General features: G+C 69.0%; 11 protein-coding genes. 7 read left to right on the top strand and 4 right to left on the bottom strand.

Annotated features, from left to right (window positions below; translation table 11 throughout):
• Positions 1 to 41 precede the first annotated feature (41 nt).
• Both OV427_RS07045 and OV427_RS07040 read left to right on the top strand, forming a co-directional pair.
• Positions 42 to 1,199, top strand: a complete 1,158-nt coding sequence (locus tag OV427_RS07045; RefSeq protein WP_267855339.1) for a glycosyltransferase — start codon at positions 42 to 44, stop codon at positions 1,197 to 1,199.
• Between the two features lie 106 nt (positions 1,200 to 1,305).
• The gene (locus OV427_RS07040) at positions 1,306 to 2,994 is read left to right on the top strand and encodes a glutamine--tRNA ligase/YqeY domain fusion protein (protein ID WP_267855338.1); all 1,689 of its coding nucleotides are present in this window, start codon (positions 1,306 to 1,308) and stop codon (positions 2,992 to 2,994) included.
• Here the strand turns inward: OV427_RS07040 and OV427_RS07035 are convergent, their stop codons facing one another.
• Positions 2,995 to 3,165 (bottom strand): hypothetical protein, encoded by a 171-nt coding sequence (locus OV427_RS07035; protein WP_267855337.1) that lies wholly within the window; start codon positions 3,163 to 3,165, stop codon positions 2,995 to 2,997.
• A 9-nt stretch (positions 3,166 to 3,174) separates the two neighbouring features.
• Positions 3,175 to 3,453, bottom strand: coding sequence for a hypothetical protein (locus OV427_RS07030; RefSeq protein WP_267855336.1), 279 nt, complete (start codon positions 3,451 to 3,453; stop codon positions 3,175 to 3,177).
• Between the two features lie 44 nt (positions 3,454 to 3,497).
• Here OV427_RS07030 and OV427_RS07025 point away from each other — a divergent pair, with 44 nt between their 5' ends.
• Entirely contained in the window at positions 3,498 to 4,715 is a 1,218-nt protein-coding gene (locus OV427_RS07025) for a hypothetical protein (protein ID WP_267855335.1), read from the top strand.
• Here OV427_RS07025 and OV427_RS07020 read toward each other — a convergent pair.
• Positions 4,710 to 5,213 (bottom strand): GNAT family N-acetyltransferase, encoded by a 504-nt coding sequence (locus OV427_RS07020; protein WP_267855334.1) that lies wholly within the window; start codon positions 5,211 to 5,213, stop codon positions 4,710 to 4,712. The two genes, OV427_RS07025 and OV427_RS07020, sit on opposite strands and share 6 nt — an antisense overlap.
• Before the next feature lie 164 nt (positions 5,214 to 5,377).
• On the opposite strand from OV427_RS07020, the gene OV427_RS07015 reads away from it, so the two are divergent.
• The 4 genes from OV427_RS07015 to OV427_RS07000 all read left to right on the top strand — a co-directional run bounded on the left by OV427_RS07015 (position 5,378) and on the right by OV427_RS07000 (position 14,209).
• On the top strand, positions 5,378 to 7,051 hold the full coding sequence (locus OV427_RS07015; protein WP_267855333.1) for a hypothetical protein: 1,674 nt from the start codon (positions 5,378 to 5,380) through the stop codon (positions 7,049 to 7,051).
• A gap of 68 nt (positions 7,052 to 7,119) precedes the next feature.
• On the top strand, positions 7,120 to 13,473 hold the full coding sequence (locus tag OV427_RS07010; protein ID WP_267855332.1) for an RHS repeat-associated core domain-containing protein: 6,354 nt from the start codon (positions 7,120 to 7,122) through the stop codon (positions 13,471 to 13,473).
• Positions 13,474 to 13,498: 25 nt separating this feature from the next.
• Positions 13,499 to 13,750 (top strand): hypothetical protein, encoded by a 252-nt coding sequence (locus OV427_RS07005; protein ID WP_267855331.1) that lies wholly within the window; start codon positions 13,499 to 13,501, stop codon positions 13,748 to 13,750.
• 27 nt (positions 13,751 to 13,777) lie between these two features.
• On the top strand, positions 13,778 to 14,209 hold the full coding sequence (locus OV427_RS07000; RefSeq protein ID WP_267855330.1) for a DUF4275 family protein: 432 nt from the start codon (positions 13,778 to 13,780) through the stop codon (positions 14,207 to 14,209).
• Between the two features lie 54 nt (positions 14,210 to 14,263).
• On the opposite strand, the gene OV427_RS06995 is transcribed toward OV427_RS07000, so the two are convergent.
• Positions 14,264 to 14,761, bottom strand: coding sequence for a DUF3592 domain-containing protein (locus OV427_RS06995; protein ID WP_267855329.1), 498 nt, complete (start codon positions 14,759 to 14,761; stop codon positions 14,264 to 14,266).
• Between the last annotated feature and the right edge of the window lie 185 nt (positions 14,762 to 14,946).

Genomic DNA, 14,946 nt, shown 5'->3' with positions numbered 1-14,946 from the left:
CCTTGGGTTACGGTGCCGCCTGCCTTTTTGGAGTGAGGCTGATGCTCGTACAGCGACAGGTTGAAGCAACCGAAGCCTCCACCCGAAAGCGCGTGCTCTTCACGCTGGTGTTCCTGGCGGGAGGTGGCATCGAGCGCTCGGTGTGCAACGTGCTGGCGGGGCTGAACCCGAAGCGGTTCGCCACCAAGATGTTCTTCCACCATCAGCCGCATCCGGACAGCCCGTCGGAGCGCATCCCCAAACACACCGAGGTGGTCTGGGGCACGGAAGCCTTCTCGTATCAGCGGACGATGCTCCCGCGCTTCTTCTGGCGGCTCATGCAGGAGGCCCGCGACGCGGACGTCATCGTCGCCGGCCAGGAGGGCCGGGCCGCGCTGATCGCCTGGCTCGCCGGGAAGCTCCTGCGCAAGCCCGTGGTGGGGATGATCCACTTCGACTGGGGCGCCTTCAGCCACGAGCAACCCAAGCGGCAGCTCTGGGGCCTGCGCCTGCTCTACCCGCGCATGCAGCGCGTCGTCGCGTGCGGCCACGACACGGCGAAGGCCTTCCAGGCGCTGGTGCCCATGAAGCCCGGGCAACTCCAGGTCATCCCCAACTTTGTGGACGGCGACACGGTGCGCGCGGCCGGCGAGGCGCCGCTGCCCGACTGGGCCGTGCCCGTCTACCAGAAGCCCGTGGTCGTCGCGGTGGGGCGGTTTGAGCACCAGAAGGCCTTCGACGTGCTCATCCGCGCCCACGCGCTCCAGCGAGCGGCGGGCTCGGACCACAATCTCGTCATCGTGGGAGACGGCTCGCTCACGGGCGAGCTGAAGGCGCTGGTGACGTCGTTGGACGTGGAGTCGTCCGTCTTCTTTCCGGGCTTCATCGCCAACCCCCACGCGCTGATGCGCCGGGCGGCCGTCTTCGCCATGTCCTCGCGCTTCGAGGGGCTCCCCATGGTGCTGCTGGAGGCGCTCGCCCTGGGCTGCCCCGTCGTCAGCACGGACTGTCCCTCGGGGCCGGCGGAGGTGCTGGAGCACGGCAAGCACGGCCTCCTGGTGCCCATGGAGGACCCCCAGGCCCTGGCGAACGCGCTGGACCGCGTCGTGGGCGACACGGCCTTCCGGGAGGAGCTGTCCGGCCGGGCCCGCAGGCGCGCGGAGGAGCTCTCCGCCGAGAGGGCCCTGGGCGCCTGGGAGAGCCTGCTCTCGTCCGTCTGACCCCCGGGCGGGGGGATGGAATGGGGCCCCCGCCGTGTTGAACGGCTCCGAGGCGCAAGGAAACCCTTGCCGGCCCCGGGCGGCTTCAACAGGATTCGCCCCCATCATGACGACGACGAACGAGACGCAGGGCCTGAACTTCCTCCAGGAGATCATCGAGGAAGACCGGCGCACCGGGAAGCACGGCGGACGCGTGCACACCCGCTTCCCGCCCGAGCCCAACGGCTACCTCCACATCGGCCACGCCAAGTCCATCTGCCTCAACTTCGGGCTGGCGCAGCAATTCGGGGGTAGGTGCAACCTGCGCTTCGACGACACCAACCCCGTCACCGAGGACACCGACTACGTCGAGTCCATCCAGAAGGACGTGAAGTGGTTGGGCTTCGACTGGGAGGACCGCAAGTACTTCGCGTCCGACTACTTCCCGAAGCTGTACGACTTCGCCGTGGAGCTCATCAAGCAGGGCAAGGCGTACGTGTGCAGCCTGACGGCGGACGAGATTCGCGAGTACCGCGGCGACTTCACCACGCCGGGCCGTGACAGCCCGTACCGCAACCGCTCCGTGGACGAGAACCTGGACCTCTTCCACCGCATGCGCGCGGGCGAGTTCCCCGACGGCAAGCACACCCTGCGGGCGAAGATCGACATGACGTCGCCCAACCCGGTGCTGCGCGACCCTCCCATCTACCGCATCCGCCATGCGCACCACCACCGCACCGGCGACGCGTGGCCCATCTACCCGCTCTACGACTTCGCGCACTGCCTGTCGGACGCGATTGAGGGAATCACGCACTCCGTCTGCACGCTGGAGTTCGAGAACCGGCGCGTGTTGTACGACTGGATTGTGGACGCCCTCATCAAGGGGGACCGGCCGTACCAGTACGAGTTCTCCCGGCTGAACCTCAACTACACGGTGATGAGCAAGCGCAAGCTGCTCAAGCTGGTGAATGAGGGGATGGTGTCCGGCTGGGACGACCCGCGCATGATGACCATCTCCGGCCTGCGCCGGCGCGGCTTCACCGCGGCGTCCATCCGCGACTTCGCGACGCGCGTGGGCGTGAGCAAGAACGAGCAGCTCATCGACATGGGGCTCTTGGAGCTGTGCGTCCGCGAGGACCTCAACGAGACGGCCCCCCGCGCCATGGGCGTGCTGCGCCCGCTGAAGGTGGTGCTGGAGAACTACCCGGAGGGGCAGGTGGAGAGCCTGGAGGTGCAGAACCATCCGCAGAAGCCGGAGATGGGGACGCGCCAGGTGCCCTTCATGCGCGAGCTGTACATCGAGGCGGACGACTTCATGGAGGACCCGCCGAAGGGCTTCTTCCGGCTCGCGCCCGGCAAGGAGGTGCGCCTGCGCTCGGCGTACTTCATCAAGTGCGAGAAGGTCATCAAGGACGCTGCGGGCAACGTGGTGGAGCTGCGCTGCACCTATGACGCCGCGACGCGCGGTGGCAACGCGCCGGACGGCCGCAAGGTGAAGGGCACGCTGCACTGGGTGCCGGGCAACGCGCCCACCGCCGAGGTGCGCCTGTACGACCGGCTCTTCTCCGTGGAGAACCCGGGCGCGGACGACGAGAAGGACTTCACCACCTTCCTCAACCCGAACAGCCTCCAGGTGCTCCGCGACGCGCGCGTGGAGCCGATGCTGGCGGACGCCGCCGCGGACTCCCGCTTCCAGTTCGAGCGCCAGGGCTACTTCTACGTGGACCCGAAGGACTCGAAGCCGGGCAAGCCCGTCTTCAACCGCACGGTGACGCTGAAGGACTCGTGGGTGAAGGAGCAGGCGAAGGGGAAGTAGTCACAGGGCCTCAGGTGCCGCCGGCTTCGGCGGCACCCGGCACGCGGCATGGCCGAGGATGACGTCCCCGTCGACGGTGCTCGTCGGCGTGGGCGTCCACCCCGAGGCGAGCCGGGCGTCGAGGATTTCATCGGCCTTCGGTTGGTGGTCCCACACGGAGACCGCATTCACGCCGCCCAGTCACGTCGTGTCGAAGACGAGGTAGCGCCCGTCCTTCCACGGCACCACGACGTCGTGGGTGAACTCGTCCTGGACCACGACTTCCGCCACGTCGCGGGGCGGCGTGTGCGCGAAGCCCCAGCGCACCACGTCCTGGAGCAGCGTGAGAGGCGCGAGCTCCCGCTCCAGCGCGGCGCGCTGCTCGGCGGGCAGTCCGGACAAGTCGCTCAGGGGCACCATGCCGGCAGCATAGCGCGGCTGGCCGGGCGCCCGCCCCGGACCGCGGGGCAGGGCAGGCATGCGAGGGGCGGTTGAATCACAGCCCCCTGGAGGCCACTCCTCCCATGAGGCCCTGGACATTCCGCCCGGACCTTCGAGGAGGCTCGCGCGTCATGGCCTGCGGCACGCTCCCACGCTTGTGGCCGCCCCCGACGCAGGCCCAGGTGGACGCCATCATCCGCATGGAGGACCCGGTCCTCCGCAACCTCCACATCACCCAGACGTACCACGTGCTGAAGGTGGCCCTCACCGACGTCCTCGGCGAGGAGGACGTCAACTGGTGCGGCTTCGCCACCTGGGCGTCCAAGACGGCGGGCGCCTTCATCCGCAAGGACGTGCTGCCCGGGCTGCTGGCGGATCTGCTGGACCGCGCGGACGCGGTGACGCGCAGCATCGCCGAGCTGCAGGACAAGCTGCTCGGTGCGTGGGGCGCGTCGGTGGGCGTCCAGTTCGTGCTGGCGCGGACGCTGGAGGACATCACCGACGAGGTGGCCCGCCACGCGGCGCGCGGCAACTTCATCGTCTTCGAGGAGCTGGGCCCGCTCTACGTGGACCTGCTGGAGACCTTCGCGGGCCTGGACGGGCCGGACCCTTCGCGGCTGGAGCAGGTGCTGTCACGGCTGGCGCCGGGGCCGGTGGAGGAGGGCGGGCAGGACCTGCTCATCCGCGCGGCGAAGGCGTACTACGCGGCCATGTTCACCCCGGACAGGAAGGCCCGTGCGGAGCTGATGTTCCTGGGCAACGCGCTGGTGGGCTACCACGAGCAGACGCGGTTGCAGGGGCCCGTGCTCGCCGCGCTGAACGCGCCGCTGCGCGAGGTGTTCCTGGACAACCTGGTGGAGTTCGCGCGGGCGGACTCGAACCGGCGCATGCGGGGCATGCCCGAGTGGAGCCTGCGCGAGGCCTTCACCCCGCTGGCCACGCGGCTGGAGCGCCTGTGGCGCGAGCTGGAGACGAAGACGCTGATGCGGATTGAGCTGCCCGACGTGACGCTGCGGCTGGGCGAGGACATCCCCTCGCTCGCCTCGGAGCGGGACTTCCCGCCGCTCTTGACGCGGCTGGAGCACCCGGAGCTGGTGGCGCTGATGGCCGAGCTGGACCGCACACCGGATGACACGGCGGGCAGCGCGGCGCGGGACTGGGGGAGCCTGGGGGACAGGATGAACCTCATCGTGGACCTGTTCCGCACGAGGCAGCAGGACCGGCTCCTGTATGACCAGCCCTTCACCTTCCTCCAGGTGGACGCGTTCCAGGCGGGGCGGGTGCCGCACGGGAGGCTATGAGGGCTCACCGGAGTCGGTGGGGGCCGAGGCCTCGCGCGTCATCTCCACCATGGTGGGGCGCCAGCCGAGCTTCGCGAACATGCGCTGGGCGGCCTCGTTCTTCGCGGCGACGTGCAGGACGACGCGGGGGACGCCAAGGGCGGTGAGGCGCTTCATCAGCTCCTCGGCGAGCAGGACGCCCGCGCCGGCGCGGCGGGCCTTCTCGTCCACCCAGATGTCGTGGAAGCCGCCGCTGCGGTCCAGCAGGGCATTCCAGTCCACGGCCTCCTCGCGGCCATAGGCGTAGCCGACGACTTCACCGTCCAGCTCCGCGACGATGACGACGGCCTTCTTGTTCCTGGCCTCCTTGCCCAGCCACCAGCGGTAGCCGGACTCCACATCGTCCGGGAGCATGAAGCGCTGGGGGTCGAAGTCATGGTGCAGGCGCGCGAGCGCCGCGCCCATGCGGCCCAGGGCCGGTTCGTCGGAAGGCTTCGCGGGGCGGAGGGTGACAGGCATGAAGAGGCTCCTGGGGCTGCGCGATGTAGCGGGTGGGGCGTGCGAAGGAAACCTCAAAGGGCCCTGACAATTGCAACCAGATATGCTTTGTATACGCGCGCGTTCGACGAGCGTGCAGTGCCGAAGGTCTCAGGGGCCTCCTTCGGCCTGAAGGTCTTGGTTACATGTGGTTGCATCTGTCTCGCACCATCCAGCTTGGGATGGTGGGCCTTGTATTGCTTCTCTCGCAGGGTGAAGCGCGCGCCGCCTGCTTCCCGGAGGGCGGCTCTCGCGCGTGCAGCAGTGGCGCCTGTGTGGGCACCCAGGTCTGCGCAACGTACTGGTCGGCATGCGAGTTCTCCAGCGCGTCGACCCAGTCCTGCTCTGTCTGTGGGCGCAGCGGCACCGTCACCTGTGACGCCACCGGCGAGCTGATAGCCGGCACGTGCTCGGCCTATGGCCCGGAGGTCTGCAACAACTGCGACGACGATGGCGACGGGAGCGTGGACGAGGGGCTCACCGATGGCTCTTGCGACCCGCAGGGCAATGGCTGCACGGGGACGAGGACCTGTGTGGCGGGAGCCTGGGTCTGCGCCATTCCCTCTGACCGGCAGCTCACCTGCGGCAGCCAGTGCGGAGGCGCGGCGTACAGGCAATGCAATCCGGATGGCTCCGCGGGGCCCTGTACGCGAGTCACGGCCTCGGGTGAGGCGTGCAATGGCTGTGACGACGACCGCGACGGCGTCGTCGACAACATCCAGGGGCAGGGCCCGGACACGCTGGTGACCTCCTGTGTGGGGCCCAATGGCGTGTGCGCCGGCTCGACCCGTCGCTGTGCGGGGGGCAGCTGGTCGAGCGTGTGTACCGCCCCTCCCGAGCAGTGCAATGGCGTGGACGATGACTGTGATGGCCAGTTCGACGAGGACGGCGTCTGTCGTTCGGACTCCCTGTCCTGTCAGTGCCAGCCCTGGACGTGTGAGCAGCTCGGGCTGAACTGTGGCTCGGTCCCCAATGGCTGTGGAGGGACGCTCAGCTGTGGCTCCTGTCCCGCGGGTCAGACGTGCGGTGGCGGGGGCGCTCCCAATGTCTGTGGTGTGGGAGATGGATGCGTTCCCATTCCGCTCTCCACGGCCTGCGCGGGCAAGAACTGCGGCACGGCGGTGGACGGGTGTGGTGGCGTGTACAGCTGCGGAGTCTGCACGGGCTACGACTCGTGTGGCGGCGGTGGGACGTCGGGCATGTGTGGGTGCACGGCCGCCCCCCAGGCCTCCGCATGCAGCGGCCGGAATTGCGGCACGGTGTCCAATGGCTGCGGTGGCACGTACTCCTGCGGCGCCTGCAGCAGCCCGCAGTCGTGCGGCGGAGGCGGTACGGCCAACGTGTGTGGCTGCACCCCGATGACGCAGGCGGCCGCCTGCAATGGCAAGAATTGCGGCACGGTGTCCAATGGCTGCGGCGGCACGTACACCTGCGGCACCTGCAGCAGCCCGCAGTCGTGCGGCGGAGGCGGTACGGCCAACGTGTGTGGCTGCACCCCGCTGACGCAGGCGGCTGCCTGCAGTGGCAAGAACTGCGGCACGGTGTCCAACGGCTGCGGTGGCACGTACTCCTGCGGCACGTGCTCCGGCAGCTACCAGTCGTGTGGCGGAGGAGGCACGGCCAATGTGTGTGGTTGCACGCCCCTGTCCAAGGGCGCGGCGTGCGGGGAGAAGCAGTGCGGCTCGGCCGCGACGGGCTGCGGAGCCACCGTCAGCTGCGGCACGTGCCCGTCGGGGACGTTCTGCAAGGCCGGGTTGTGTGAGGGCGACATCGAGTCCTTGAGGGGGGCGGACCAGACGTCCGGCCCGTTCTCGCGATGAGTGCCCTGGGTGGTGGTGGTGTGGCTCGGTTCCTTTCCCGCAATCCGGCTCTCCGTGGAGGGCGCAACATGAAGAGACTCCTGTTCATCGTGTGGGGTGTGGCAGTGGCCGCGGCGTCCTGTGGTCCCTCGGACGGAGGACCGTGGGACCTGCAGGCCCCGGTGGCGCGCAATGAGGGCCGGGTGGTGGACGCGCCCTCGGACACCGTCCTGCCGACGGAGGTGGGCGGCGACGGTTTCGCGGCGGGGCGCACCACGGGCCAGTCCGCCGTGAGCCCCGACGGGGCGGCGACGTACTCGCTCCCGCTGTGGCTGCCGGTGGGCCGCGCCGGTGTCCAGCCCGAGCTGTCACTGAACTACAAGAGCAATGCGGGCAACGGGCCCCTGGGGCTCGGCTGGAGCCTGTCCACGGCCTCGCGGATTACCCGCTGCGGCAGGACCTTTGCCCAGGACGGGACGGTCGAGCCCGTCACCTTCACGGCCGCGGACGCTTTCTGTATGGATGGCCAGCGCCTGGTGGCGGTGCAGGGTACGTACGGAGCTTCCGGCACCGAGTACCGGACGGAGGAGGAGAGCTTCTCGAAGGTGGTCTCCCTGGCGGCGGATGCCAACGGACCGCTCCAGTTCAAGGTCTACCTGAAGAGCGGGCGCATCCTGACGTACGGCCTGCTTCACAACTCGACCCTGGCGGGCGAGCGCGTCAGCGCCGTGCCCGTGTCCGAGGAGAGCATCCAGACCACGACGGACGGCCTGGAGAACCGGTTGGCCTGGGCGCTCGCCAAGATGGAGGACCGCAGCGGCAACTCGGTGACGTTCCACTACTCGGTGCACCATGACAGCGCGGCCTCGGGCTACGAGCAGACGCTGGACCGCATCGAGTACACCGCGTCCTCCGTGGGCGCCGGGATGCCGGCCACCCGCTTCGTCGACTTCGAGTACGTCGCCCGGCCCGACACGTTCATCACCCATGTTTCGGGCTTCAAGCTGGGGAGCGGCCGGCGCCTGAAGGAAATCCGCGTGCGGGCCCCCAACCCCACCGCGGTGGGCCTCGTGCGCCAGTACCGGCTCACCTACGTGCCGGATGCGCAGAGCGGCCTCAGCCTGCTCGACACCTTCCAGGAGTGTGACGGCACCGGCGCCTGCGTCCGCCCCATGTCCTTCGGGTGGACGCCCGGGAGCGCCGAGTTCGAGGAGGTGGACACGGGCATCACGGATGCGACCCAGGGCAGCTCGACCTTCTGGGTGCTCAACCCCGTGGACGTGGATGGTGACGGGCGCGACGACCTGCTCTACCGCAAGCCCTATGACGAGAACGGGCGCTACAAGTGGACGATGCGCACCGTGTCTCCCACGGGCCAGGTCTCCGGAGGCGACGACCAGCTCAACCTCGGCCTCCTGTGCTGGGACGTGAAGGGGGGCCACGACGGGCGCTGGGCGGACGTCAACGCGGATGGGCGCATGGATGTCAGCCTCCTGGAGATCGAGGGGTGCAGCCTCAACCCCGCGAGCCGGCTGAAGCACTACCTGCGCACCAACCACCCGCCGCCCGGCTACAACTGGTACGGCGTCAACGGGGACGAGGGGCGCTCCAGCAGCAGCTTCTGGTACGCGGACCTCCAGGGCGACGGGCTGCCGGACCTGGTGTGGGTGGGCAACCCGGACGACACCCTGTCCCGGCTCGGCTACCGCCCCAACGTGGGCGGCAGCCTGCAGGCCTTCCAGTCCATCCAGACCTCGGAGAAGAACGACAACGCCCAGATGATGGTCAACCTGGACGGCACCGGGAAGTCCAGCGTGCTCATCCTCGAGAAGATCAACTCGCCCTGGTACCCCGGGCAGTACGAGGTGGTGGGCAAGCGCTACTGGGCGGTGACGTGGCGCAATGGCGCCTTCGAGAAGAAGGAGACGACGCTCGTCCGGACGGACGTCTCGGAGAAGCAGTACTTCTTCGCCGACATCACCGGTGATGGGCTGCCGGACGCGCTGCGGGCGCAGAAGACGGGCGGTGACATCGAGGTGCTCGTCAACACCGGGAATGGCTTCGCCGCGCCGTACGTGGTGAGCCTGCCGGCGGGTGCGAAGGTGGGCGCCTTCACCAAGGAGAACGGCATCCGGGTCCTCGACTTCAACGGGGACGGGCGGCAGGACCTGCTGCTGATGGACAACTCGGACGGCCGCTCCCAGCTGGTGGTGCTCCAGTCGGACGGGACGGGCTTCGTGCCGCGCGCGCTCCCCATTCCCGTGGGGCAGTCGACGACGCGGGGCTTCAAGCTCTCGCAGGTGCTCGACTTCAACGGCGACGGGCTGATGGACCTGGCCCAGGTCGTCAATGGCTCGCTGCGCCTCTACAAGCGCAAGGGCCAGGCCTCGGGGATGCTGGAGAGCGTCACGGACTCGCTCGGCTCGCAGGTGCGCTTCAACTACAAGCCCATGGTGGACCCGTCCGTCTATACGCCGGGCACCACCTGCTCCTGGCCGCAGCGCTGCCAGCGCGTGGGCATGTGGCTGGTGTCCGAGCACCTCGCGGACTCCATCGTCGGCTCGATGCGGGTGCGCCAGTACCTCTACGAGGACGGGCGCATGGACGGCATGGGGCGCGGGTTCCTGGGGTTCTCCGCGGTGACGGTGCGCGAGGTGGCGGCCGGCACGGAGCTTCGCGTCGAGTTCGACAACCAGACGCGCGTGGGGACGCAGTACCCCTACGCGCGCAGGCCTCGCAAGGAGGTGGCCCGCGTGACGGGGGGAGGGAGGCTCCAGCTGCAGACGCGGACCGTCGGGTATGACCACCGGGTCCGCGCTGGCGTGGGCGGCGGCAGCGTCTTCACCGTCCTGCCGGAGACGGCGACGGAGGAGGTGTACGACCGGCTGGAGTCGCAACTGGAGACCGAGGGGCTGCTGCGGCGTGTGGACGCCGAGTGGGACCACGACTGGACCTACGGCAACCCCACGCTCCGGCGCGAGACGCTCGGCACGGAGGTGAAGACCTGGACGGCGCAGTACCAGAACGATGCGCTCGCCTGGCTCATCGGCCTGGCCACCACGGAGAGCGAGACGAGCACCGTGGACGGCGTCTCCGTGACGCGCAGCCGCGCCCATGCCTACCAGCCGGGGACGGCGCTGCTGTCCAGCGAGACGGTGGAGCCGGGGGACCCGGTGCTCGAGCAGGTGACCACGTACCTGAGAGACCCGGACGGCCTCGCCTACCAGCTGACCTGCGGCGGCGGGGGTCTGCCGGCCCGGACGAGCAACATCACCTACGACACCGTGGACCGCACGTGGCCGGCGGTGATGACCAACAGCCTGGGTCACGCGGTCAGCCTCGCGTACCACGGAGGCCTGGGCGTCCCAGCGCTGGAGGTGGACGAGAACGGCCTCACCACGCGGCGCCAGTACGACGGCTTCGGACGGCTGCGGAGCGTGGATGCTCCGGGGCTGGGGGACACCGTCTTCTCCTACGCCGCCTGTCCCTCGGGCGCCTCCTGCGCGCTCACCGTGACGAGCCAGCGGCGCACCTCGGCGGCGGTGGATGGCATCCTGGATGAGATGTCCACGGTGGACCGGCTCGGCCGCCCGTTGAGCGTGCGGAAGAAGGGGTTCGGCGGGGAAGCCGTCTACAGCTCGAACGAGTACGACGCGCTGGGGCGGCTGGCGAAGCAATGGGTGCCTTCACCCACGGGCTTCCAGCAGGTGGCCACCACCTTCGCCTACGACAACCTGGGGCGTCAGCTGCGGGTGACGTACCCGGATGGCACCAGCCGCACCTGGCAGTACGAAGGGAACAAGCGCACCGCCTGGGATGAGAAGAACAACCAGGTGGTGACGTGGACGGACGCTCACGGACGGGTCAAGACGACCGAGGACGTGCTGGACACCCGGCGCGTGCTGTCGACGTACACGTATGGTCCCTTCGGAGTGCTCGCATCGGTGACCAACGGCTACGGCCAGGGTCCCCACTTCCAGTACGACCGGCTGGGGCGTCCGACGCGGCTGGATGACCCGGACGCCGGCAGCCTCGTCACCCACTACAACCCCTTCGGCGAGGTCACGGACGAGACGGACGCCAACGGTGACACGACGGTGTACGCGCGGGACGTGCTGGGCCGCATCACCACCAAGACGAACCGGATGGGGGTGTCCCGCTTCACGTGGGACATGCCCACTCCCTCGGTCGGGAAGATTGGGATGCTGCTGAGCAGCTCCCAGGAGGGCGACCCCGCGACGAGCCTGGACGACATCACCGTCGTCTACACCTACGACGCGCTCAAGCGGCCGGTGGGGGAGACGTGGAACGTGGAGGGCTCGGTGTACGGCTTCACCCGGACGTTCGACGACTACGGCCTGATGCGCCAGGTGACGTACCCGGGGGTGGCCTCGCAGCAGCTCGCGCTCGACTACCAGTACAAGCCCTGGGGAACGCTGGAGTCGGTGAAGAACGCGACCAGCGGGCACGTCTACTGGCGCGCCGAGGGGCGCAACGGGCTGGGGCAGCTGACCTCGGAGGTCTTCGGCAATGGCGTGGTGAGCCGGCGCCAGTATGACCTGCGAGGCCGGCCCCTGTTCATCGACACGAAGTCGGGCACGCAGCCGCGCCAGGCGCTGGCCTACGAGTACGAGGCCAATGGCAACATGCGCGCCCGGCATGACCGGGTGGCCCGGACCACCGAGGACTTCACCTACGACACGTTGGACCGGCTGAAGAGCTGGACCGCCTTCCAGAACTGCGGCTCCACGGCGGTGGACTACGGCTACGACGACCTGGGCAACTTGAAGAACCGCACGGTGCGCCAGGGCGTGGGCGAGAGCCTCTCCTACTTCTACGAGGGGACGGGAGGCGCGGGGCCACACGCGGTGTCTCGCTCCTCGCTGGGCTCGTACACGTATGACGGCAATGGCAACCAGCTCACCGCGCCCGGCCGTACGGTGGAGTACACGCCCTTCAACCTGCCCTCGCGCATCATCCAGGGCTCGCAGAGCCTGACGTTCCGCTACGACGCGATGAACCGGCGGACCGTGAAGCGCTCCTCGACGGGAGACGTGACGGTGTACCTCGGCGACCTCTACGAGGTGCGGCGCGCCGCTGCCGGCACGGCGGTGCATGCCTTCAACATCGTGGGCGGGGACCGGCCAGTGGCGCAGGTGGCCTGGGCCACGAGCGCGGCAGGGCAGATAACGGCGCAGAAGGTCCTCTACCTGCACGCGGACCATCAGGGCTCGGTGGAGACGCTGACCGACGAGGCGGGCGCGGTCTTCGAGCGCATGCGGTACGAGCCCTTCGGCGGGCGGCGCCATCCGCAGTCACTGGGCAGCCCGCAGACGCGTGGCAACAACGCTCGGGTGCGTCAGGGCTTCACGGGGCACGAGCATGACGAGGAGGTGAACCTCATCAACATGAACGGCCGGATGTATGACCCGACGCTGGCGCGCTTCCTCAGCGCGGACCCGCTCATGAAGGGACCGCGCACCAGCCAGACGCTCAACCGCTACAGCTACGTGCTCAACAACCCGCTGCGCTACACGGACCCCTCGGGCTTCGAGATCAACGAGCTGCCCGTCATCGTCTATGACAGCTGGTATGGCGGGTACGCCGTCGCGGGAGGCTCCGTCGCGCGCACGAGCCCCTCCGATGGCATCTGCTACGTCAACGCCAACGGGGGGCGGTGCTCGGAGACCATCGAGGTCCAGGCCCGGTGGATACCGTCGGCGGAGTTCAGCTACTTCGTCATGCGGACCCTGTACTCGGCCCGGGACAACTTCAACATTGGGGTCGAGTTCGGGAAGGGCCTGCTCCTGGGCGGAATCGCGGGAGCGGTTCCCTTCCTGGCGCTGGTGCCCCCGCCGGAAGGGAACACGAAGCACTTCTACCTTGGCTACGCCGCGGCGCTGTTCGCCTGGGGTGGCGTGGAGGTCATTGGCGGAGGAATGGGGCTGATTGGCGGAGGCGGCGCCGCCGTGGGCGGCACGGCCGTGGCCGCCACGGGCGTGGGCGCGCCCGTCGGAGCCCCCGTTGCCGTGGGCGGTGTCGTCGTGGCGGCGGGGAGTACGGTCGCCATCATCGTCGGGACGGTGAACATCATCGGCGCCATCAATGCCGTGCAGATGGCCAACAAGGCTGGAAACCAGGGGACTTCGGCCAGTGGAGGGAAGGACCCCAACAAGGAGCCCAAGAAGGAGATACGCGATGCCGACATCCAGCCCGGCAAGAACCACACCGCCAACGGGCGGCTGTCCATGGAGGAAGCGGTGAACCACGTGAGGAATGGCGGTGACGTCATTGCCCCGGACAAGAGCACCGCGAGGTCCATCGCCGAACAGGCAGGCAACGGGAGAGCGGTCTGGGACCCTCCGCATGGCGACCAGCAGAAGCCGCACTATCATCCGTTGGGGCCGGATGGTGAACGGGCGGGCGGCCACGTCCTGTACTAGGGCATGACCTGAGAGCGAGGAAGACATGATCTACGGCTACTCCAACAGGACGCTCAATGAGTACGGGCTCCAGGAATTGCGAGAGGTGACGCTCTCCATGACGCCCGCCCAGCTCCGTCAGGTGGCCAGCTTCCTGACGGAGATGGCGAACCAGATGGAAACGGGAGCGCTCCAGGGCGCGAACGCGCATCGCCATCTGACGACGGTGAATCCCGGGTGGATGAAGGAGCATCCGTCCGCTGACATCATCGTCACCCCCGCCCGCGCGAAGGGGTGACGTGCCCGTCACAGGGGGCCCGAGAGAATGAGCACGGCTGATTACATCGAGGTCCTGTCCCGCTGCGGTGGCTCCTTCCAGGAGCTGCCGCGTCGGGAGCGCTGGCGGTTGATGCAGGCGTGGCGCGACGTCTACGCGGCTTCGCTCCATGCGCAGACGGGGGCGTGGAAGCGTGGGGAGCTCGACTGGCACGTGTTCAGCTTCGGGCACGCGCATGCCCTGCGCGGCTCCAAGGCGCAGCATGCCTATGCGCTCGAGCCGCCAGGGGCGCTCCTGGTGATTCCGGAGAGCGAAGCCTTGCCCGCGGTGAGACTCGAGGGCGAGGGCCTGCCGGACTTCAGCCTGCTCCGGCAGGACCTCTACGTCTGGCCACCCGACCTCGCGTGGACGATGGCCTTCACCCACGAGCTGCCCGGCGGGAATGGGCCGTACTTCAGCCGGCGGGAGTGGATGGATTGACCCGGCTCTTCCCGGGTCAAGGCCGTTGACTCACGCCGGTCCCTTGCGTGCCGCTCAGGCCGGCTGCGGGCGCTGGCGCCGCTGCTTCTCGCGGCGCTCGGCGCGGAGCATGTCCCACAGGCCCCAGCCGCCGATGACCGCCAGCGCGGCCCCGCCGAGTGCCAGCACGTAGCTGGCGACGCCGGCATCTCCCACCTCGATGGTGGCCACGGACGGGTCCGCCGGCTCGTAGTGCACCGGCACGTGGCTGCCCGAGGCGTAGTGGTGCGTCACGCGCTGCGCATCCGCCAGCGCGCCCGCGTTATTGCCGGCGAACGAAATCGTGCTGGCGGAGTAGGGCGTGCCGGCCACCGTGTACTGGTAGCGCACCTCCGGGTGGAAGCGGGTGCCCCCGCGCCGGACGCGAATCGTCTCCACGGAGGAGGAGGTGATGGTGGCATCCGTCGTGGGCCAATTCGCGCTCTGGTGCGCACGCACCACCGTCCGCGCGCCTCCGAAGGCCAGCGTCGCCCCCAGCAACATCATCACTCCCGCCATCATCACCTTCATCATCTCGGTCGGCCCTCGTCTGCCTGGTGGCCCTTCGCGCGAGCCTCCCGGCCCGGCGCGTGGTTCGTGTCGTGCATTGCACGGGGCACGCCAGGGGCCACCCCCGGGAGGACCTCTTCGAGCGCCGTCCCCGTGGGGCAATCCGCCCCGGATGGGGCATTTCGCCTCACCGCCGTCCCACTTTGGCC

This window comes from Pyxidicoccus sp. MSG2, assembly GCF_026626705.1.
Lineage (GTDB): Bacteria > Myxococcota > Myxococcia > Myxococcales > Myxococcaceae > Myxococcus.
The sequence above is the reverse complement of the archived record's forward strand: the minus strand, read 5'-3'. Positions and strand labels throughout refer to the sequence as shown.